A 20123-nucleotide genomic window follows, 5' to 3' on the forward strand; every position below is an offset into this window, starting at 1 on the left:
CCCCAAAACGGGAAAGGGCGCCCCAAACCGGGCTCCCGGCACCGCCCCGAACCTCGCCGGGGATCCTCACGGAATCCATACGCTTCACTTCCTTCACGAATTTGTGAAATTGGCGTAGCATCGCGGCCATGAACACGATCATCCGCACGGACGGCCTCACCAAGCACTACGGCCGCGTGCATGCGCTCGACGGGCTGGACCTCAGTGTCGACGAGGGCCAGGTGCACGGCTTCCTCGGCCCGAACGGGGCCGGCAAGTCCACCACGATCAGGATCCTGCTGGGTCTCGCGCGCAAGACCGGCGGATCCGCCACGGTCTTCGGGGACGACCCGTGGACCGCGGCCGTCGGCATCCACCGCCGCGTCGCCTACGTGCCCGGCGACGTGAGCGTCTGGCCGAACCTCTCCGGCGGCGAGGCGATCGACTTCCTCGCGCGACTGCGCGGCGCGACGACGAAGGACCAGGGCTACCGCGCCGAGCGGGAGCGGCTGATGACGGCGTTCCAGTTCGACCCGCGCAAGAAGGGTCGCGCCTACTCCAAGGGCAACCGGCAGAAGGTTGCGCTCATCGCGGCGTTCGCCGTCCCGGCCGACCTCTACATCCTGGACGAGCCGACGAGCGGGCTGGATCCGCTCATGGAGGTCGTGTTCCGGGACGAGGTGCAGCGGATCCGACGCTCCGGCGCGACCGTGCTGCTGTCCAGCCACATCCTGTCCGAGGTCGAGCTGCTCTGCGACCGGGTCAGCATCATCCGCGCCGGGAGGATCGTGGAGTCCGGCACTCTCCCCGAGCTCCGCCACCTCACCCGCACCGAGGTGTCGTTCGAGGCCGCGGACGCATCGGCTCTGGCCGGGATCCCGGGGGCGCACGACGGCATGATCGACGACGGCCGTGCGCGATTCACGGTCGACAGCGACGCGATCCCCGGAGTGCTCCCCGTGCTCGCCCAGCGCAGCGTGACGGGTCTGCGGATCGAGCCGCCGTCCCTCGAGGAGCTGTTCCTGCGGCACTACGGCGACGACCTCGCCGCCCTCCGCGCCGCCGAGGACGACCCTTCGGCAGGCTCAGGGACCACGACAGGCTCAGGCACGCGCGCATCGCGCCGGGCCGCCGCGAAGGAGTCATGATGGGCGCCCTGCTCCGGCAGCGCCTGCGCCGCGACTGGCTGCAGGTGCTCCTGTGGATCCTCGCCACGGTTCTGATGGCCTTCGCCGGCTACGCCGGCGTCACCCAGTCCTACGCCACGCACACCGATCGGGTCGAGGTGCTCTCGGCCGTGATGGCGAACCCCGTCATCATGATGTTCCGCGGCCTCCCCTCCGGCGCATCCGAGGGGCAGTTCCTCTCGTTCGAGATCCTGCCCTGGCTGACGATGCTCGCGGCTCTGATGAGCACGTTCCTCGCCGTCCGGCACACGCGCGGCGACGAGGAGTCGGGCCGGACCGAGCTCGTCGCGGCCACACCCGTCGGGCGCGCGCTCCCCACCATCGCGACGATCATCCACGGCGTCGCCGCGAACGTCGTCCTCGGCGTGCTGGTCGCCCTCGCGCTGATCGGATCCAAGCTCGACGCTCCCGGATCCTGGCTCATGGGCGCGACCTCCGCGGCCACCGGCATCGTGTTCCTCGGGATCGGTCTCATGGCCGCGCAGCTCATGCGCACCTCGCGCGGGGCCAATGCACTCACGGTGTGGATCCTGGTCGGCACGTTCCTCGTGAACGGGATCGGCAACGTCGCGGGCACCCCCAGCGACGATCTCACCCGCATCACGAGCTCCGGCCTGGTCTGGGCCTCGCCCTTCGGCTGGGCCGAGCAGGCCCGCCCGTACGACACGGACAACGGATGGCCGGCGCTGCTCGGGCTCGTCGTCGGCGTGGTCCTCGCGATCGTCGCCGTGGCGCTGCAGTCGGTCCGCGACATCGGCGAGGGCTTCGTCCCGGCCCGTCCTGGCCGGGTGCATGCGCGTCCCGCGCTGTCCACGCCGCACGCGCTCGTCTGGCGACTCACCAACGGCGCGATCATCGGCTGGGCCATCGGCGGCGCCCTCACGGGCCTGCTCGCGACCACGCTGTCCGGGCTCGCCGGGCAGATCTCCGGGCAGAACCCCGCGGTGCAGCAGATCCTCGACAAGATAGGCAAGGCCGGCAGCCTTGAGGAGACGGTCGTCTCGGTGTTCTTCACGATGATGGGGATCCTGGCAGCCTGTGCCGCCGTGCAGATCGTCGCACGCGCACGACAGGAGGAGGCGCACGGCACGGCCGAGATCGTGCTCGCCCAGCCGGTCGGCCGCGTGCGATGGCTCCTCGACTATCTGCTCGTGGCGACGTTCGCCATCGCGATCATCGTCGTCGCGGCGATGCTCGCGGCGTACACCGGACTCGCGGGCAGCAAGGACGCGTCCTCGCTCGCGCAGGTCGTCACGGTGGTCGGGCTCGGGCAGGGGCTCGCCGCCTGCGTGTTCACGGTGCTCACCGGCCTCGTGTTCGTACTGCTCCCCCGCGGCACCGTGGGCATCGCCTGGGCGCTCGTGCTGCTCGCCACGCTGTTCGGACTGTTCGGACCGCTGTTCGGGCTGCCGGAGTGGACCACACGGTTCTCGCCGTTCTCGGTCACTCCGATCGTCATGAACGGCGGCGTCGACCTGCGCGGCACCTGGTGGCTCGTCCTCGTCGTCGCGGCCGGCGCCGCCGCGGGGCTCACGCTCATGCGTCGCCGCGAGCTGCATGCTGCGGGCTGACCCCGGCCGACCGCGGGAAGATGGTGTCATGAACGAGCAGGATCCGGCAGCCTCCGTGCATCACGGGGTCGATGCCGCCGAGGCCGCGGCGGCGATGATCGCCGCCGTCGGCTTTCCGCGTATGCCCGGCCGTGTGCTCATGGCGCTCATCGCGGCGCCCGCCGACGGCTATACCGCGGCAGAGCTCGGAGACCGTCTCGGGGTGAGCCCCGCGGCGGTCTCCGGCGCCGTGCGCTATCTGCAGACGATCCAGGTCATCCGCCGCGTCTCGCGGCCCGATCGCCGGCGCGACCATTACCTGATCATCCCCGACACCTGGTACGGGCTCATGACGAACAACGGGCCCATCTACGATCGCCTCGCCGCGCACATCGAGGCGATCGGCGCGGAGCACGACGACAACGCCGCCCAGGACAGGGCATCCGAGATGGCGGAGTTCTTCCGCTTCATGGCGCGGCGCATGCCGGAGCTCGTCGACGAATGGGAGGCCTATCGCGCCGGACTCCGCGGGCGCTGACCGCGCTGCGGATCCGCTCAGGCGAGGAACCGGGATCGTCCGGCGAGGAACCGGGATCGGACGCGCTGTCAGCTCGCCCGGCGACGCCCGTCGGCTTCCGCGATCGGGAGCATCTCCACCGTGAGGCCGTCGAGCAGGCTGCCGGGCGCGATGCCCAGGGCGTCGGCGATCCGCACGAGCGTCGGAACGCTCGGCATCGCACGGCCCGTCTCATAGGCGCGGATGTTCGACGAGTCGATCCCGCTGTGCGCGGCGACCTGATCCTGCGTCAACGTGGCGGCCAGACGGGCCCCGCGGATCTTCTCGCCGATGAGCGAGGCAGCGGCGGACGGAACTCGGGGCACCCTTCAAGAGTCCGAAATACCGGCGAGATGTGCCAGGGCGCACCTACCCGGGCTTTAAGCACCTGCGACGATTCGGCGGCGTGAGGCCGGCGGGCCCGCCTCAGCGGGCCCGCCGAAGTCTCAGCCTCCGAGCACCACGCGCAGCTGCTCGAGGGCCCAGTCCAGCTCGGTCGCGCGCACCACGATCGGCGGGGCGATGCGGATCGTCTGACCGTGCGTGTCCTTCACGAGCACGCCGCGATCGAGGAGCTTCTCCGCGATCTCCCGGCCGGTGCCGCGGGACGGATCGATGTCGATGCCGGCCCAGAGACCTGCCACGCGCACTTCGCTCACCCCGCGCCCGAGGAACGCCTCGAGCCCTTCGCGCAGGTGCGCCCCGAGCACGCGAGCGCGCTCCTGGAACTCGCCCGACTCGAGCATCTCGACCGCGCGCAGCCCGACGGCCGCGGCGAGCGGGTTCCCGCCGAAGGTGGATCCGTGCTCGCCGGGGCGGATGACGCCCAGCACATCCTCGTTCCCGACGACGGCCGACACGGGCAGGAGCCCGCCGCCGAGCGCCTTGCCGAGCAGGTACAGGTCGGGCACGACGCCCTCGCGGTCGCAGGCGAAGGTCTCGCCCACGCGTCCCAGGCCGGACTGGATCTCGTCGGCGACGAAAAGCACGTTCCGCTCGTCGCAGATCTCGCGGATCCGCCGCAGGTACCCCTCGGGCGGGATGACGACGCCGCCCTCGCCCTGGATCGGCTCGATCAGCACGGCGACCGTGTCGTCGGTGATCGCGGCGGCGATCGCTTCGGCGTCGCCGTACGGCACTGTGTCGAAGCCGGGGGCGTACGGGCCGAAGTCGTCGTGCGCGGCGGGATCGTCGCTGAAGCCGACGATCGTCGTGGTGCGGCCGTGGAAGTTGCCCTCGGCGACGATGATCCGGGCGGCGTCAGGGCGCACGCCCTTGACGCGGTAGCCCCAGGCGCGCGCGACCTTGATGCCGGTCTCGACGGCCTCGGCGCCGGTGTTCATCGGCAGCACCAGATCCTTGCCGCACAGCCGCGCGAGGGCGGCGGCGAACGGCTCGAGGCGGTCGCTGCGGAAGGCGCGGCTGGTCAGCGCGACCCGGCCGAGCTGCTCCTCGAGCGCGGCCACGAGCGCCGGGTGCCGATGCCCGAAGTTCACGGCCGAGTACGCCGCAAGCAGGTCGAGGTAGCGCTTGCCCTCCACGTCGGTGACCCAGGCGCCCTCGCCGCGGGCGATCGTCACCTCGAGCGGCGCGTAGTTGCGCGCGACGTGTGCTTCGGGTCGCTCCGCACCGGCATGCGGATCCTGCCCGGCGATCGCCCCGTGCTCCGGGAAGTCCAGATCCGGCACYTGAGCCGGTCGAAGGTCGGCCGTCATCATGCGCCCCGGTTCGTCTCGCTGCGCTCGCTCACCGCACCGCGCAGTTCCAGCGTGCAGCACTTGATGCCGCCGCCGCCGAGCAGCAGCTCGCTGAGGTCGACCATGATCGGGTTGTAGCCGCGCTCGCGCAGCTGCTTCTCGAAGCCCGTGGCGCGCGGCGAGATGATGACGTTGTAGCCGTCGCTCGCGGAGTTCAGCCCGAACACGGCGCCATCCTCGTCGGAGACCAGGATCGCGTCAGGGAAGCGCTCCTCGAGCGCCTTGCGGCTGGCGTCGTCGAAGGCGTGCGGCAGGTAGGCGATGTTCGCGGCGGCAGGTCCGCCGTTCTCTTCCCCGACGACCGGGTCGAGCACGGTCAGCGCCGTGTCGAGGTGGTAGAAGCGCGGGTCGACGAGGGTCAGCGTCACGACCTCGCGGCCGAAGACCTCGCTCACCTCGCGGTGGCTGTCTCCGGCGGAGCGGAAGCCGGTGCCGGCCAGGATCACATCGCCGGCGAGCAGGAAGTCGCCCTCGCCCTCGTTGATCTCCTCGGGCATCACGGTGTCGAAGCCGTTCGCACGGAACCAGTCGGCGAAGGCGGGCGCCTCGCCCTGGCGCTGCGCGTAGTAGAACGAGGGCACGTACGCACGGCCGTCGATCACGAAGCCGCCGTTCGCGGTGTAGACCATGTCGGGGTAGCCGGCGAGCGGCTCGATGAGCTCGACCTCGTGGCCCAGCTCGAGGTACAGGTCGTGCAGCTTCTGCCACTGCGCGACCGCCTTGGCCGTGTCGGTCGGGTTCGCCGGCTCCATCCACGGGTTGATGCTGTAGTTCACCGTGAAGTGCTCTGGCTTGCACATCAGGTACCGGCGGTGGTGCGCGGTACGGGCCGGCGTGGCGGTGGCGGTGGCGGTCTCAGGCGTCGACATGAGGCTCCTTGCGAATCTTCGGTCGCGGCGGACGCTGTCCTGAGGCCCGGCGGTCCTTCGATCCGGCACATCGTGGATGCGAGGAGAAGATGCGACACGGGCACGCCGTCGTCCATTGTCTCACCCGAGCCTGGGCGTGACCATCACGGCGCGGTGCCGGCTCAGATCACCCCCGCGCTCCAGTCATCGGGGTTGCCGTAACGGTGCGCCGTGATCGCGATCGCCTGCTCGTGCAGGAACGGCAGCAGCTCGATCCGGCCGGCCGTGGTCACCTCTCCGGCGAAGATCGCCAGATCCGGATCCCCCTGCACCGCCTCGGCGAGCGCGGCATGCAGTGCCGCGACGTCCTCCGCCGCACCCACGATGCGCACGCGCGAGGCCCGCGCCGGCGTCTCCCCCACGGCCGGTTCCTTCTCGCTCCCGTCGCGATTTCTGCCGCTTTCCGCCCGGCTTTCCGGCAGTTTCTGCGACGGGAGCGGATCGGATCCGTTCGCGGTCGGCGTCGCCGCCGGTCCGGTGAACCGCTGGGTCCACTCCGCGTCGCTCTCCACGAACACGGTGACGCCGGCCTCGCCCAGCACGCGGCGCACGGCGGCGGGCAGGCCGATCGGCGAGGACAGCGTGAACGCTCCCCCGCCGCGGATCGCCGCGATCGCCACTCGCAGCAGCGCCCGCAGCGGCGCCTCTCCTGTGGCGCGCACAGCGACCGGCACCGAGCGGTACCGGAACAGGTTGCGCTCCACGCCGAGGCGCGAGACGTCGCGCACCCGGCCGAACTCTCGGTCCCAGGCCAGCGCATCCGAGAGCGCCGCGCGACGCAGCCACTCGAACGCCGCGTAGTCGAGCGACGGCTGCGCGGCCTCGATGAGCGCCGTGATCCGCGAGTCCAGCCCGCGCAGATGCAGGGTCGTGGATCCGGCGCCGCCGGTGTCCCGCCAGGATCCCAGCCCGATGAGATGGTTCGGCCCGCCCGCCTTCGCACCGGTGCCGACCGAGGAGCGCTTCCAGCCGCCGAAGGGCTGACGCTGCACGATGGCGCCCGTGATCCCGCGGTTCACATACAGGTTGCCGGCCTGCACCCGATCGAGCCAGAGCGCGAGGTCGCCCGGATCCTGCGTGTGCAGTCCCGCGGTGAGCCCGTAGTCCACGGCGTTCTGCAGGTCGACGGCCCGCGCGAGCGTCGGCGCGTGCATGATGCCGAGCACCGGGCCGAAGAACTCCTCGCGATGGAAGCGCGATCCCGGCTGCACGCCGAGGCGGATCCCGGGCGTCCACAACCTCCCCTCGGATCCGGGGATCTCGCGCGGCTTCAGCAGCCACTTCTCGTCGGGGGCGAGTTCGGTGAGCGCCCACTTCAGCTTGCCCTGCGGCGACTCGATCACCGGCCCGACTTCGGCGCGCGGATCGTCGGGCCACGCCACGCGCATCGAGCGGGTCGCGTCGACCAGCTGGCGCGCGAACCGCTTCGAGCGCCCCACCGGACCGACCAGGATCGCGAGCGATGCGGCGGAGCACTTCTGCCCGGCGTGCGCGAACGCGCTCTTCACGAGGTCGGCGACGGCGAGATCCAGATCCGCGGACGGGGCGATCACGATCGCGTTCTTCCCGCTCGTCTCGGCATGCAGTGCCAGGTCGTGCCGCCAGCTGCGGAACAGCGCGGCGGTCTCGAAGGATCCGGTGAGGATCACCCGGTCCACGTCCGGGTGCGAGATGAGCTCCCGGCCGAGCTCGCCCTCGGAGATGTCGACGAACGCGAGCAGGTCCCGCGGGATCCCGGCGTCCCAGAGCGCGGCGGCGATCACCGCGGCCGAGCGACGCGCCTGCGGGGCGGGCTTGAAGACGACGCCGGATCCTGCGGCGAGCGCGGCGAGCACCCCGCCGGCGGGGATCGAGAGCGGGAAGTTCCACGGCGGAGCGACCACGGTGACCCTGGACGGCACGAACGCGGCCCCACCGATCGCGTCGAGCTCGCGGGCCTTGGCCGCGTAGTACCGCGCGAAGTCGACGGCCTCGCTGACCTCGACGTCCCCCTCGGAGATCACCTTGCCGGTCTCGGCGGCCGCGACCTCGATGAGCTCCGCCCGGCGCGACTCGAGCACGGCTGCCGCCCGCAGCAGCATCTCGCCGCGCTCGGCGGCCGGACGAGCGCCCCACGCCCCCGCCGCCGCGCGCACGCGGGACAGGATCCGCTCCAGCTCCGCCTCCTCGGTGACGCGGGCGCTGCGCACGATCCCGTCGCCGGCGGTCGACACGGGGATGCGGGCGAGGATCTCGCGCGCCCACTCCCGGTTCGCGGGGAGGGCCGGATCACTGTCGACGGCGTTGCGGAAGCCCGGGGCGCCCGCAGCGATCGCAGACTCGTCCTCGCGTTCGGCGAAGACCGCCGTCTCGACGAAGGTGTCGCCGGGATCCACGGCCTCCGCGATCCCGAGCACCGCCTGAGTGAGCGCGGCGGACTCCGCATCCGGATCCGTGGTGAGCGCGGCCGACTCGTGCACCGGAGCGAGCCGGTTCTGCCGGCGGCGCGGCCGTGCGGGCAGCGCCGGATCGGCGGAGCGTTCGAGCGAGAGCGCGAAGCGGTTGATCTCGCGGTCCAGCGCATCCGCGTCCTCATGCAGCCGGAAGGCGGACGAGAGGAAGTTCTCCGGCGAGGCGGTCTCTTCGAGCCGCCGCACGAGGTAGCTGATCGCGACGTCGAACTCACGCGGCTTCACGACCGGCACATAGAGCAGTACGTGCCCGACTTCGCGGCTCACCGCCTCGACCTGGCCCTGCGCCATGCCGAGCAGCATCTCGAACTCGATCGGCGCGGGTCCCGTCGCAGAGGCACCTGGCTCGCTGCCCGCCCCTTCGACGAGCTCAGGGACCGACGCGCGCACGCCGCGGTCGCCGGCGAGGAGCCACGCGTACGCGATGTCGAAGAGGTTGTGACCGGCGATGCCGATGCGTACGGCCCGAACGGATTCGGGCGTGAGCGCCTCGTCCAGGCAGCGCAGATAGTTCGCGTCGGTGTCGATCTTGGTGTCATAAGGCGCCGGCGTCCAGCAGTGCAGAGCCGCCTCGACTCGCTCCATCGCGAGGTTCGCGCCCTTCACGAGGCGCACCTTGATCGGCGCGCCGCCGTGGTCGACGCGGTCCTTCGCCCATGCGGTCAGCTCGCGCAGCGCCGGCAGGGCGTCGGGCAGGTACGCCTGCAGCACGATTCCCGCTTCGAGATCCTTGAGCCGCGGATCCTCCAGGATCCGCGTGAACACCGCGATCGTGAGATCGAGATCGCGGTATTCCTCCATGTCGAGGTTGATGAAGGTCTGCGTGCTCTTGGGGCTCGTCCAAGGGTCGGTCCCTGAGCCCGTCGAAGGGCCGGCCGCCGTCAGGTACAGCGGCAGCAGCCGCTCGGCGACCTGCTCGACGACCTCGTCGAACGCCCACATCGAGATGCGGCTCACGACCGCCGAGACCTTGACCGAGACGTAATCGACGTCGTCGCGGCGGATGAGCTCGTGGATCCCGTCCAGCCTCCGCTGCGCCTCGTCCTCCCCGAGCACGGCCTCGCCGAGCAGGTTGAGGTTGAGCCTGGCGCCGCCCGCGCGCAGCTTCGCGATCGTCGGGGTGAGCTTGGCGGGGCGGGCATCGGCGATGAGGTGGCCGACCATCTCGCGCAGCACGGTGCGCGCGATCGGCACGGTGGGCGCGGGGAGCCCCTGCGCCACGAGTCCGCCCGCGCGGACGGCGGCGCGCAGGTACCAGGGCAGGAATCCGGGCACGAGCGGCGCCACGCGGTTGAGCCCGGCGGCCGCCGCGCCCAGGCTCTCCGGCCGCATCACGTCGTCGACGAAGCCGAGGGTGAACGGCAGCCCGTTCGGGTCGCGCAGCACCCCGGCGAGCCGCTCGGCGGCGGGATCCGCGTGCGCGGCGGCGGCCTCGTCGATCCAGCGCTGGGCGAGGACGACGGCCCGACGGGCACGCTCGGTCTCCGCGGCGTTCAGCCACTGCGGCATCGGTTCCGTCCTTCCCGCCTCGCGCCTTCGGAGTGGGCGCGGAATGCTCCCCTCCAGCATGGCGCTCCTCGCCGCGCACAGCCCGGCGGCACGCCCTCCGCACCTCTCTATATGCTGTGCACGTGGGGGAACAGCAGGAGGCGGAGCCCGCGACACCGGCGGAGGCGGACGCCGCCACGCGCGCGGCGTCGGAGGCCCGTGCGGCGGCCTGGGCGCGGAAGATGGCCGACAAGGTTCCGACGGCCTGGCTCATCAGCGGCGCCGGCGCAGTCCTGCTCGCATCCACGGCGGCGTTCGGGGGACTCGCGGACGTCCCACAACCGAAGCCTCCAGAGCTGCACGCCGGGCAGCACTTCGTCGGATCCGACCTCGACATGTCGGTGGTGAGCGTCGGCGTCGCCGACGGCGAGGTGCGCGGTGCCGGGGTCACCCCCGAAGAAGGTCAGAGCACCGTCATCGCTGTGCTCGACGTGACGAACGTCTACACCGCCCCCCGCCCGGTCCGCGTGAAAGACACGCTCGGCGGCGTCAGCCTGGACGGGATCGAGACCGATCGCTACGACGTCAACCGCACGAGCGACGGCAGTGGCGCCGGCTTTCTCCAGCCCGATGTGCCCACGCGTGTCCGCATCGCCTGGACGGTCGATGCGGATGCGGTCTCACCCGGTGACGAGATCCGGGTCGTGCTGCCCGACTCCACGCGCTTCACAGGCAGCTTCGTGACGCGCGGCGACTATTGGGATGACGTCCACCCCGGTGCCTACGTGACGGTGCGCGTCGATGACCTTCCCGCGGACGACGAGGGCACGTCATGAGCACCCCTCCTCCCCCTGGCCCCTTCCCGTCACCCGCCCCGGGTCCCGCCCCCGCCGGCCTGGCCGTCGAGCCTGCGCCGCGGCGCGGTGTTCTGCGCCGCGCCGCTCCTTGGGCTCTCTCCGTCGCCTTCGTGGCCGCTGCATGGGGGATCACCCAGGTGCAGAAGCCCGACGATGCCCCTTATGACAGTTTCGTCACCACGGCTGGAGTCGGCGAGCATGCCGTGACCCGCAACCTCGCCGTGACCGTGACCGGAGTCCACGCCGCGCTGTCGGTGTCCGACGGCGATCGCTGGCATGCCGAGGGGACCTGGCTTGTCGTCGATCTCGACGCCGCCGCCGTGCAGGATCAGTTCGGGGCCCTGTTGTCCACCTCCGATCTGCGCCTCGGCGGACGCACATTCTCCGCCACGGAGCGCGGGGAGACCGCCAAAGGCATGACCCTCGTCACCGGCGTCCCGCGGCATGGCAGCATCGCGTTCGAGCTGCCCGAGGGCAGTCTGAAAGGCCCCGCGACGCTGGTCTTCGCCACCGAGTACGATCCCTCCGCCGACGGCGTGATCGAGGTCGACGTCGATCTGGACGATCTGGCCGTGCAGAACGAGGTCGTCCTGGATCCGATCGGATGGGCTCGCTGATGGCCGGCGCGCGAGGCTGGTGGAGTCGCAACGCCCTTGCACTCGCAGCGGTGGCCGTGCTGCTGCCGGCGACCGTGCTCGGCGCGGCGTGGTGGGAGTGGAAGTACGCCTACCCCGACTCCGGCATGCCGCTCTGGGCGATCGAGCCCGGCACCTCGGGGACCGTGGATCTCAAAGGGGCGACCTGGGGGCCGGTCAAGGCCAAAGTGATCAGCGACACCGCGGGGCTGGACATGCCCGAGAACACCACGCTCATCGGCGTGACCGTGAAGGTCACCCCTCACGGCGACGAGGGCCCGAGCTGCTGGGCGCCCGAGCTGGTGCAGCAGAGCACCGGACGCGTCTGGCAGTCGGTGCGCGGCGAGCTCGGCCTCCCCTGGAACTCCGACGAGCCCGAGGACTGCGTGCCCACGTTGGACGGTGAGAAGGCGGAGCCCTACCAGCTGGTCCTGCCGTACGTCGTGCCCGACGACGTCGAGGGCCCGTTCTGGGTGGACATCGACCCCGGGCAGGCCCAATCCAAGTTCGTGCGCTTCAGCATCGACCCGTGAGCGCCGGTCATGCCGGCGGGCCGCCGGCCGGCAGCGGAGGGGCGCCCGGAGGCAGTGCCGCTTCGGAACTCAGCGGCCCGCTCGGCAGAGCGCCTGCAGCCGCGGTGATGGCCGCGGCGTCGGCCTCCTCCGTGGTGGTCGGGGCCGCCGCATCGGTCCTCGCGTCCTGTGCGCGACGGAGCATGCCGAACGTCGTGTCGTAGGCGCCGGCTACCAGGGCGAGACGGATCGGCTCGATGATGAGCGGCGGGATCAGGAAGATCACCGGCCAGTACACGGTCCAGAACGCATCGATGTCGTGAGGACCGATCCAACGACTGACGCCGTAGCGCAGCCACGACTGCGCCACGATCACGATCGTGTACAGGAGCGCGTATGCCCCGATGATCACAGGCCCGGCACGCCACATCAGCAGGATCGCGCGCCAGATCGGCAGGAAGCGCGAACCGAGCTCGGTGCCGAGATCGCGCAGCCGGCGCATCACGGGGTTCGGCACACGCGCCGCGCGCTCGCGCATCTGTGCGACCAGCCGGTGCTGGAGCTGCAGCTGCTCCGCGACGATCGCCTGCCCGTAGACGACACCCGCGACCGTGAGCCAGGACAGCGGGGCGAGCAGGACGGGGCCCGCCTGCGAGAGGATCCAGCCGATGCCGTCGCCGGCCCACACCAGCGGCGCGAACCAGCCGGCGAGCGTCGCACGCACGTCGCCGAGCCACACCATCACCATGCGGGCATCGACCCACGCCGACGCCGCAGCGGTGAGGTCCTTCAGTAGCAGCAGCGAGAAGAACACCCAGACGACCTCGCCGTACACCGCTATCAACGCGAGCGCCTTCGGCAGCCTGCCCGACCAGCGGCCCCACGCCCATCGCGCGGCGAAAGCGACGACGATGATGAGTACGGTCCAGACGTTGAACGAGAGCTCCGTGACGTTGTCACCGGGGTCGAAGACAGTGTCGGTGAGCACTCGCGAATAGTGCTCCTCCTTGACCTTCGCGAGTGCGCGCAGCGTGTAGGCCTGCACGTCCTCGCGCAGCAGCCCCTGCGCGGCGTAGACCGCGAAGAACGGCAGAATGCTCGCGAGCAGGGCGGTCAGGAAGCTCCGACGCCGTTCCACGGCGGACTCGGGAAGCGGCGCCACGCTCTGCAGGGAGAGCAGGCCGTCACGCAGCACCAGCAGCATGCCGACCAGGCTGATCAGTCGCGCCAGCACGGCGAGCGGCAGGATCAGCAGTCCCCCGACCGAGCTGTAGGCACCGACGAAGCCGGCCAGCGCCGTCACCCAATAGTGGGCGATGGTCCCTGCCAGGAACCAGGCGAGCAGAGCCGGCCAGTGCATCCACAGCACCCGGCCGGTCGTCTTCAGCATCGCCCCCACGGGCTCAGATTAGCGTCCAGCGGGCGCCGCACGCTCGCCCCTCCGGATGCGAGCCGTCCTCAGTCGGCCCAGACGCTCGGCGCGGGCGCCTTGGTCGGCGGCAGTGCGGAGGYGGCGGCCCAGTCGTGGATCCAGTCCTCGACGCCCGGCACGTCCTCCGGGCGCCCCAGAGCGCCGAAGAACTCCTCATGCGAGACCGTCCCCCCGGTGCGGCGCAGCATGCGGGCGCGCACGATCACCTTGGCGTACACCTCGCCATCGACCACCGCGCGGTGCTCCATGAACAGCGCCTTGTCGTCGTGACCGATGAAGCGGGACTCGACGTCGAAGCGCTGCCACAGCTCGAGGGACTTGCGGAAGGTGATCGTCTCGCTCGAGACCACCGCGTACCAGCCGCGCTCCTTCATCGCGTCGAACAGCCCGGTGCGGATCAGCAGATCCCACCGGCCGAGGTCGAACAGGGAGAGATACCGGCCGTTGTTCATGTGCCGCAGGATGTCCAGGTCCGTCGGCAGCGTCGTCAGACGGATCCGCCCGACGGCCGTCGGCGCCAGGGTCCGTCCCCGGCGGGAGCGCCGGCGTGCGGAAAGGACGACGAGCAGGGTGCGCCAGATCACGTTCACACCAGGAGCGTAGTGAATCCGGCACGGATTCCTCTGATCGATTGTCGGATCCATACAGTCGTGACACACCGTGTCGCACGCCGAAACAGGCTCGTAACGCTCGATTTCGCGTCCGCGCACGGCGCGCGTAGAGTCGCGAACATGAGCGCCGAAGCCCTTCCCACCGTCACCGTCCGGCCCGTTCGCGATGTCGATGCCGAAGCGCTCGGCCGTGTGCACGCGAAGTGCTGGCACGAGACCTACGACCACCTGATCAGCACCGCGACGCTCGAGGCGGTCTCGCCCAAGCGGCTCGCCGAGCTGTGGACGCACTGGGCCTCCCAGGGCGAGGAGTACCGCATGAGCGCGGCGCTCGTCGACGGCGAGATCGTGGGCTTCGTCGGTTCCGGCCCCGCCCGGGACGAGAACCCCCCGGCGGAGCGCGAGCTCTACTTCATCTACCTCCTCGACGCCTGGCACGGCACCGGCATCGGCCAGCGCCTGTTCGATGCGGCCGTCAGCGCCGGCGAGAACTCCTACCTGTGGGTCGCCGAGGACAACCCTCGTGCGCACCGCTTCTACGTGCGCAACGGCTTCGCCCTCGACGGCGCCTCGCAGCAGGAGCCCTTCCTCGGCGAGACCATCAAGGAAGTCCGCTTCGTGCGCTGACCCGCTGCCGCGCCTCTGCACCGAGGCCCCCTCTGAGCACCCACGCCCCCACAGGCGTGCGCCGCTGGGAGGGGGCCTCGATGCTGCGAGGGGGCGCGGACGGATCCGACCACGGCAGCACCCGACGACGGATCCCGCCACGACGGGCGCGGATCTACCGGCCTGACACCTGGCCGAACACCTTCGCGATGGGGGCGATCACGAGCGGGCGCGCGGCCACCCATCCCCCGGCGATCACCGCGAGCGAGAGCACGAACACCCAGAACCCGGTCCAGGTCACCGCATCCTGCGAGGCGAACATGTGGTTCAGGTTGCGCAGCATTCCGGTGAGCAACACGAGCGCGACGTGCACCACGATGAACGCCGTGAAGAACAGCATGGTCGGGAAGTGCACCGCCCGTGCGAGCTCGATGGGATACGCCTTCGACAGCCCCTCCGCCTTCTTCGGCCACAGCCCCGACATCCGGAACCCGGTGGCGATGGCCACGGGTGCGGCGAGGAACACGATCGTGAAGTAGGCGAGCTGCTGCAGGCTGTTGTAGTTGACCCAACCGTTCTCGGTCGGCCAGTCGAACGACACGTACTGCAGGGCGGCGGAGAGCGCGTTCGGGAACACATCCCAGCTCGTCGGCACGATCCGCATCCACTGCCCCGTGACGAACAGCAGCACCACGAAGATCACGCCGTTGATGATCCAGAGCAGGTCGAGCCCCTGGTGGAACCACAGGGTCAGACTGATCTTGCCCTTGGGGTTGCCGCGCGGCGTCCAGAACGCGGTCGGACGCTTCTGCGTGCGCACCTGCAGGCCCGAGCGGATGATCAGCGTCATCAGGAACACGTTGAAGAAGTGCTGCCAGCCGATCCACCCGGGGATCCCGACGGGCGCACCCTCCGGCAGGTGGTACTCGCCCGGGTAGGTCGTGAGGAAGTCCTGCATGAAGGGCAGGCTGAGGAACGCGCGCACGAGCACGATCGCGGCGCCGGCCAGGACCGCGAGGCCCGCCGCGGCGAACAGGCCGCCGATCGCCTGCAGCCAGGTCGGGCGGAGCTTCGAACCGACGGGCTCCGCGACGGCACGGCGCGGGGCCGAGCCGTTCCAGACGGTGCGCGTGAACGGCAGCGGTGCGGAGACATCGGGCCGCGTGACGACGGCGGTCGAGGGTACGGAGGGGGACGCTGCGACAGCGGTCGACGGCTCCGCCGGAGCCTCCGCGACGGCGGGTGCGACGACGACGCTCTCCGTCGCCTCGGACGGAGCGGACTCGACCACACTCCGGGCCACGACGACAGTCCCGGCCGGGGGCCAGGGATCCCCGCCGGACACGCGCGGCAGACCGCGGCGCAGGGCGGATCCGGTCTGCTGCGGCGCAGCGGTGGCAGCCACGCCCGCGGCGACCGCCGGGGCGCTCGCGCTCACTGAGCCTGCCTCGGCCACTGAGCCTGCCTCGGTCGCTGAGCCCGTCGAAGCGCCCGAGACGACGAGAGGGGCCCCTTCGACACGTTCAGGGGCCGGGCTTGCGGCGGCCAGGACTCCAGCCGCGCCCGCGGGAGGCCAAGGTTCTCCACCCGCGGTGCGTGGCAGTCCGCGGCGCAGGACGGATTCCGGGCCGGTTCCTGCGCGTCCTTCGTCTCGTCGCTGCGCTCCTCGCTCAGGAACCGGGGTGACAGGGAGCTCAGGCACCGGGGTGGCGGCGGCCTCAGGAACCGGGGTGGCAGGGAGCTCAGGCACCGGGGTGGCGGCCGCCTCAGGCACCGGGGTGGCGGCGGCCTCAGGAACCGGTGCGGCGGCGGCCACAGGGGTCGTGGCGACCGACTCGGCGACCGCGGCCACGAGGGCCGCAACGTCCACGGCGGGCTCGGCCTCGGTGCCCGCCACGATCACCCCGGAGGGCGGCCAGGCCTCGCCTCCGCGGGTGCGGGGCAGCCCCCTGCGCACGGTCGTCATCGCTACTTCTTCCGCGCCCGCAGCGCCTCGATCACCTGCGGCACGACCGTGAACAGGTCGCCCACGATGCCGAAGTCCGCGACGTCGAAGATGGGCGACTCCGGATCCTTGTTGATCGCGACGATCGTCTTGGCCGTCTGCATGCCGGCGCGGTGCTGAATCGCCCCCGAGATGCCGAGCGCGATGTAGAGCTGCGGCGAGACCGAGACGCCGGTCTGGCCCACCTGGTGCGCGTAGGGGATGTATCCGGCGTCGACGGCGGCGCGGGAGGCGCCGATCGCTCCGCCGAGCTCGTCGGCGAGATCTTCCACGAGGGAGAAGTTCTCCTTGGATCCGAGTCCGCGTCCTCCCGAGACGACGACCTTGGCGCCGCGCAGCTCAGGCCGGGACGAGGCCGCCTCGACAGCCTCGATCGGGTCGCCGGTCGCGGCGGCGACACCGGAGGCATCCACTGCGAGCGTCTCGACGCGGGCGTCGGTCACGGCCTCCGCCCTGGCGTCGATCGCGCCCTGACGCACCGTGATCACGGGGGCGCCGAACGTCGGAGCGGAATCGGTGAGGAACGCGCCGCCATAGACGGAGTGGTGCGCCACCACGCCCTCGTCGTCGCGGGAGACGCCGATCGCGTCGACCGACAGCGCCAGGTGCTCGCGCACGGCGAGGCGCCCTGCGGCGTCGCGGCCGGCGATCGAGTTCGACACGAGCACCGCATCGGGGCCGACCGCGCGGTACGCGGMCTGCAGCGCGTCGACCACGGGGACGGTCACGGACCCGCCGTCGACATCCGCAGTGAGCACGACCTGCGCACCGGCGGCCGTGGCGGCGTCGACCGCCGCCTGCGCGGTTCCGGCGGGAGCGGCCACGAGTGCGACCGGCGAGCCCAGCTGCGCCGCGGCGCCGAGCAGGCCGGCGGTCGACGGCGCGGCCGCACCGGCCGGAGTCACGTCGATGAGGACGAGGATCGCCTTCTCGGGGTACGCCATGGTCACACCAGCCTGTTCTGCGCGAGGAACTCGACGAGCTGCGCGGCCGCGTCGCCCTCGTCAGTGATCTTCACACCCGCGGCGCGAGGAGGCTTCTCTGCCACCGCGGTCAGGATCGTCTGCGGCGCCTCCGCCGGATCCGCGCTGATGCCGAGGTCCGCCAGGGAGAGCACCTCGAGCGGCTTCTTCTTGGCCGCCATGATGCCCTTGAAGTTCGGGAAGCGCGCGTCGGGCAGCGCCTCGGTGATCGAGATCACGGCGGGCAGCGGCGCGCTCACCTGCTGGGATCCGAAGTCCGTCGCGCGGGTGCCTGCCACGGCGTCGGCGCCGATGGTCACGGCGCTGAGCACCGTCGCCTGCGCGAAGCCGAGGTGCTCGGCGAGCATCGCGGGGATCACGCCTCCGGATCCGTCCGTGGAGAGGTTGCCGGTGATGACCAGATCCGGCGCGCCGCGCCGGATCGCCGCCGCGAGCACCGCAGCGGTCAGCCCCAGATCGGCGCCGTGCAGCGCCTCGTCGGCGATGTGCACCGCGGATCCCGCGCCGATCGCGAGCGCCCGGCGGATCGACGCAGTCGCCGACTCCGGGGCCATCGACAGCGCCACGACCTCGGTCCCGGGGTTGGCATCGGCGTAGCTCAGTGCAACCTCGAGCGCGCGCTCGGTGATCTCGTCGAGCACGACGTCTCCGGCGCCGCGATCGGCCAGACCCGTCTCCAGGTCGAGCTTGCGGTCCCCGTAGGTGTCGGGCACCTCTTTCACCAGGACGTAGATCTTCATTGAACCTCCGTTTGCGCTTGCGACGAGTCTAGCGGGCGACGGATGTGGAATTCGATCTCAAGATCTGTGACATTCAGTGTCAATCCTTAAGGCTGACGAGCACCTCCGCACGGCGCCGCGCAACGCATCGGCCGCCGCCTTCCCCGGCCACGAGGACTGTGCCTTTCGGATGCCAGCGAGCCGACGAGGATCCGATTCCCGCCCCGGTAACGTAGGGGAATGGCCCGTCCGCACCCTCTGCCCGTCGACCCTCTCGCCGAGGCGAAGCGGCAGTGGCTCGCGCACGGCTGGGACCACGCCGCCGATGGCATGTCGCTCGTCACCTCGGTCATGCGGGCCCAGCAGTTGCTGCTCGCGCGGGTGGACGCCACGCTGCGCCCGTTCGCGCTGTCATTCGCGCGCTACGAGGTGCTGCGCCTGCTCGCGTTCAGCCGCACCGGCACGCTCCCGCTGTCGAGCGTGGTCGCGCGACTGCAGGTGCACGCGACCAGCGTCTCCAGCACCGCGGATCGGCTGGTCCGCGACGGCCTCATCGCCCGGCACCGCGATCCCCACGACGGCCGTGCGGCGCTGCTCGAGCTCACCGAGGTCGGCCGCGAACTCGTCGAACGCGCCACCACGGCGCTCAACGACGAGGTGTTCGCCGCCCCGGGCATCTCCCCCGAGGACTCGGCAGACCTCGTCGCGATCGTGGCGCGCATGCGCAAGGCGGCCGGGGACTTCGCGGATCCGCGTCCGCAACCGGATCCGCTCTGATGGGCCCCGCTCGCCGCCTTGCGCTCGCCGTCCTGGCGGAGCGGTCGTAGGCTGGCGCGCATGAGCGAACTGCGGATCCACACGGCCCTCGAAGGCACGGGCGCGGCCGGCGCCATCGTCCTCAGCGACGAGCAGGTCGCCGAGCTCAGCACCGCGAAGGCCTTCCCCGTGGTCGTGACGGTCGGCGGGAGCACCGCGCGCCTGCGGCTCTCGCGGATGGGCGGCAGAAACCTCATCGGCTTCAGCAAGGCGAACCGGGCCGCGATGAGGCTGGAGCTCGGCGCCGAGTTCGACGCGGTCATCGCACCCGACACCGCCGAGCGCACGGTCGACGTGCCGGAGTCGCTCGCGGCCGCCCTCGCCGATGCCGGCCTCACCGCCGCGTACGACGCGCTGAACTTCACCCGCCGCAAGGAGATCGCCGTCTCCGTCGCCGACGCCAAGCAGGACGCGACCCGCGACCGCCGCATCGCCAAGGCCCTGGACGACCTCCGCGGCTGAACGAGGTCCCACCCGGCAACGGGTCGCCAGCCGACGGCGCCACCACACGGATTCGTCCGTGGATACGGGTGCGACAGGCGCGACTCCTCCGAGTAAGTTGTGCACAACTGACTTGTGTGCAATCCTTACCTCATGGCTGCAACCGATGAGATGGTGTGCTTCGCGCTCTACGCCGCGACCCGCGCGACGACCCAGGCCTATCGCGCGCTGCTGGAACCATGGGGCCTCACCTACCCGCAGTACCTGGTGCTCGTGACCCTATGGCTGGACGGCGAGCAGACGGTCTCGTCGCTCGGCGACCGCCTGCAGCTCGACTCCGGCACACTGTCGCCGCTCCTGCGCCGTATGGAGAACAGCGACCTGATCGTGCGCGAACGGCGCTCCTCCGATGAGCGGGTCGTCTCGATCGGGCTGACCGCTCACGGTCGCCGGCTGCGCGAGGAGCTCCGCGAGATCCCCCGGCAGATCGCCGAGGGGTTCGCCCTCCCCGATCGCACCAGCGCCGAAGATCTCATCCGCCGACTGCACACGATCTCCTCCTCCATGCACGCGGTCGCCGCCGGCCGCGCACCGCAGCAGTGACACCCTCGACCACCCGCGCCCCGATCTG

The 20123-nt window shown here is 71.1% G+C and carries 19 protein-coding genes; 10 read left to right on the top strand and 9 right to left on the bottom strand.

Going from position 1 to position 20123, the window contains the following annotated elements; genetic code table 11:
* Positions 1–128 precede the first annotated feature (128 nt).
* Genes AC1DG4_RS07035 through AC1DG4_RS07045 form a run of 3 tightly spaced genes read left to right on the top strand, consistent with a single transcriptional unit; the run spans position 129 to position 3254 of the window.
* Entirely contained in the window at positions 129–1127 is a 999-nt protein-coding gene (locus tag AC1DG4_RS07035) for an ABC transporter ATP-binding protein (protein ID WP_477375885.1), read from the top strand.
* Positions 1127–2737 carry an ABC transporter permease gene (locus AC1DG4_RS07040; RefSeq protein WP_477375883.1) on the top strand — a complete coding sequence of 537 codons (1611 nt, stop codon included), beginning with the start codon at positions 1127–1129 and terminating at the stop codon, positions 2735–2737. The genes AC1DG4_RS07035 and AC1DG4_RS07040 overlap by 1 nt, the downstream gene beginning before the upstream one ends.
* A 28-nt stretch (positions 2738–2765) precedes the next feature.
* Entirely contained in the window at positions 2766–3254 is a 489-nt protein-coding gene (locus AC1DG4_RS07045; RefSeq protein ID WP_477375881.1) for a GbsR/MarR family transcriptional regulator, read from the top strand.
* 68 nt (positions 3255–3322) lie between these two features.
* Here the strand turns inward: AC1DG4_RS07045 and AC1DG4_RS07050 are convergent, their stop codons facing one another.
* The 4 genes from AC1DG4_RS07050 to AC1DG4_RS07065 form a co-directional block, all read right to left on the bottom strand.
* A complete protein-coding gene (locus AC1DG4_RS07050; protein ID WP_477375879.1) occupies positions 3323–3598 on the bottom strand; it encodes a helix-turn-helix domain-containing protein in 276 nt (91 codons plus the stop codon).
* A 120-nt stretch (positions 3599–3718) separates the two neighbouring features.
* Complete coding sequence (gene rocD, locus AC1DG4_RS07055) at positions 3719–4990, bottom strand: ornithine--oxo-acid transaminase (protein WP_477375877.1); 1272 nt, start codon at positions 4988–4990, stop codon at positions 3719–3721.
* A complete protein-coding gene (gene ddaH / locus AC1DG4_RS07060; RefSeq protein ID WP_477375875.1) occupies positions 4987–5898 on the bottom strand; it encodes a dimethylargininase in 912 nt (303 codons plus the stop codon). Before ddaH ends, rocD begins: the two co-directional genes overlap by 4 nt.
* Before the next feature lie 161 nt (positions 5899–6059).
* Positions 6060–9896 (bottom strand): proline dehydrogenase family protein, encoded by a 3837-nt coding sequence (locus AC1DG4_RS07065; RefSeq protein WP_477375873.1) that lies wholly within the window; start codon positions 9894–9896, stop codon positions 6060–6062.
* A 122-nt stretch (positions 9897–10018) separates the two neighbouring features.
* Here AC1DG4_RS07065 and AC1DG4_RS07070 point away from each other — a divergent pair, with 122 nt between their 5' ends.
* From AC1DG4_RS07070 to AC1DG4_RS07080, 3 genes are read left to right on the top strand one after another with little or no spacing between them, the layout of a single operon-like run.
* On the top strand, positions 10019–10711 hold the full coding sequence (locus AC1DG4_RS07070) for a hypothetical protein (protein ID WP_477375871.1): 693 nt from the start codon (positions 10019–10021) through the stop codon (positions 10709–10711).
* Positions 10708–11349 carry a DUF4352 domain-containing protein gene (locus AC1DG4_RS07075; protein ID WP_477375870.1) on the top strand — a complete coding sequence of 214 codons (642 nt, stop codon included), beginning with the start codon at positions 10708–10710 and terminating at the stop codon, positions 11347–11349. Before AC1DG4_RS07070 ends, AC1DG4_RS07075 begins: the two co-directional genes overlap by 4 nt.
* Complete coding sequence (locus AC1DG4_RS07080; RefSeq protein ID WP_477375868.1) at positions 11349–11900, top strand: hypothetical protein; 552 nt, start codon at positions 11349–11351, stop codon at positions 11898–11900. Before AC1DG4_RS07075 ends, AC1DG4_RS07080 begins: the two co-directional genes overlap by 1 nt.
* Positions 11901–11907: 7 nt before the next feature.
* Here the strand turns inward: AC1DG4_RS07080 and AC1DG4_RS07085 are convergent, their stop codons facing one another.
* Both AC1DG4_RS07085 and AC1DG4_RS07090 read right to left on the bottom strand, forming a co-directional pair.
* Positions 11908–13278 (bottom strand): hypothetical protein, encoded by a 1371-nt coding sequence (locus AC1DG4_RS07085; protein WP_477375866.1) that lies wholly within the window; start codon positions 13276–13278, stop codon positions 11908–11910.
* A 59-nt stretch (positions 13279–13337) separates the two neighbouring features.
* Positions 13338–13901 (bottom strand): acyl-CoA thioesterase, encoded by a 564-nt coding sequence (locus AC1DG4_RS07090; protein WP_477421148.1) that lies wholly within the window; start codon positions 13899–13901, stop codon positions 13338–13340.
* Positions 13902–14042: 141 nt separating this feature from the next.
* On the opposite strand from AC1DG4_RS07090, the gene AC1DG4_RS07095 reads away from it, so the two are divergent.
* Positions 14043–14549, top strand: coding sequence for an N-acetyltransferase family protein (locus tag AC1DG4_RS07095; protein ID WP_477375862.1), 507 nt, complete (start codon positions 14043–14045; stop codon positions 14547–14549).
* Positions 14550–14703: 154 nt separating this feature from the next.
* On the opposite strand, the gene AC1DG4_RS07100 is transcribed toward AC1DG4_RS07095, so the two are convergent.
* From AC1DG4_RS07100 to AC1DG4_RS07110, 3 genes are read right to left on the bottom strand one after another with little or no spacing between them, the layout of a single operon-like run.
* Positions 14704–16494, bottom strand: coding sequence for a cytochrome b/b6 domain-containing protein (locus AC1DG4_RS07100; protein WP_477375860.1), 1791 nt, complete (start codon positions 16492–16494; stop codon positions 14704–14706).
* Positions 16495–16496: 2 nt separating this feature from the next.
* Positions 16497–17477: an electron transfer flavoprotein subunit alpha/FixB family protein gene (locus AC1DG4_RS07105; protein WP_477421149.1), complete on the bottom strand. Its 981-nt coding sequence runs from the start codon at positions 17475–17477 to the stop codon at positions 16497–16499.
* A gap of 2 nt (positions 17478–17479) precedes the next feature.
* A complete protein-coding gene (locus AC1DG4_RS07110; RefSeq protein WP_477375856.1) occupies positions 17480–18256 on the bottom strand; it encodes an electron transfer flavoprotein subunit beta/FixA family protein in 777 nt (258 codons plus the stop codon).
* Positions 18257–18475: 219 nt separating this feature from the next.
* On the opposite strand from AC1DG4_RS07110, the gene AC1DG4_RS07115 reads away from it, so the two are divergent.
* The 3 genes from AC1DG4_RS07115 to AC1DG4_RS07125 all read left to right on the top strand — a co-directional run bounded on the left by AC1DG4_RS07115 (position 18476) and on the right by AC1DG4_RS07125 (position 20095).
* Positions 18476–19012 (top strand): MarR family winged helix-turn-helix transcriptional regulator, encoded by a 537-nt coding sequence (locus AC1DG4_RS07115; protein WP_477375854.1) that lies wholly within the window; start codon positions 18476–18478, stop codon positions 19010–19012.
* A gap of 60 nt (positions 19013–19072) precedes the next feature.
* On the top strand, positions 19073–19513 hold the full coding sequence (locus AC1DG4_RS07120; protein WP_477375852.1) for a YdeI/OmpD-associated family protein: 441 nt from the start codon (positions 19073–19075) through the stop codon (positions 19511–19513).
* 132 nt (positions 19514–19645) lie between these two features.
* Entirely contained in the window at positions 19646–20095 is a 450-nt protein-coding gene (locus AC1DG4_RS07125) for a MarR family winged helix-turn-helix transcriptional regulator (protein WP_477375850.1), read from the top strand.
* Positions 20096–20123: the final 28 nt, after the last annotated feature.

The sequence above is a fragment of the Microbacterium sp. 05N427 genome (genome assembly GCF_056397105.1).

Coding starts and splice junctions, on each gene's coding strand:
- AC1DG4_RS07040 (WP_477375883.1), top strand. CDS start 1,127: ATGGGCGCCCTGCTCCGGCAGCGCCTGCGCCGCGACTGGCTGCAGGTG.
- AC1DG4_RS07065 (WP_477375873.1), bottom strand. CDS start 9,896: ATGCCGCAGTGGCTGAACGCCGCGGAGACCGAGCGTGCCCGTCGGGCC.
- AC1DG4_RS07095 (WP_477375862.1), top strand. CDS start 14,043: ATGAGCGCCGAAGCCCTTCCCACCGTCACCGTCCGGCCCGTTCGCGAT.
- AC1DG4_RS07045 (WP_477375881.1), top strand. CDS start 2,766: ATGAACGAGCAGGATCCGGCAGCCTCCGTGCATCACGGGGTCGATGCC.
- AC1DG4_RS07110 (WP_477375856.1), bottom strand. CDS start 18,256: ATGAAGATCTACGTCCTGGTGAAAGAGGTGCCCGACACCTACGGGGAC.
- AC1DG4_RS07120 (WP_477375852.1), top strand. CDS start 19,073: ATGAGCGAACTGCGGATCCACACGGCCCTCGAAGGCACGGGCGCGGCC.
- AC1DG4_RS07075 (WP_477375870.1), top strand. CDS start 10,708: ATGAGCACCCCTCCTCCCCCTGGCCCCTTCCCGTCACCCGCCCCGGGT.
- AC1DG4_RS07080 (WP_477375868.1), top strand. CDS start 11,349: ATGGCCGGCGCGCGAGGCTGGTGGAGTCGCAACGCCCTTGCACTCGCA.
- AC1DG4_RS07125 (WP_477375850.1), top strand. CDS start 19,646: ATGGCTGCAACCGATGAGATGGTGTGCTTCGCGCTCTACGCCGCGACC.
- ddaH (WP_477375875.1), bottom strand. CDS start 5,898: ATGTCGACGCCTGAGACCGCCACCGCCACCGCCACGCCGGCCCGTACC.
- AC1DG4_RS07100 (WP_477375860.1), bottom strand. CDS start 16,494: ATGACGACCGTGCGCAGGGGGCTGCCCCGCACCCGCGGAGGCGAGGCC.
- AC1DG4_RS07115 (WP_477375854.1), top strand. CDS start 18,476: ATGGCCCGTCCGCACCCTCTGCCCGTCGACCCTCTCGCCGAGGCGAAG.
- AC1DG4_RS07035 (WP_477375885.1), top strand. CDS start 129: ATGAACACGATCATCCGCACGGACGGCCTCACCAAGCACTACGGCCGC.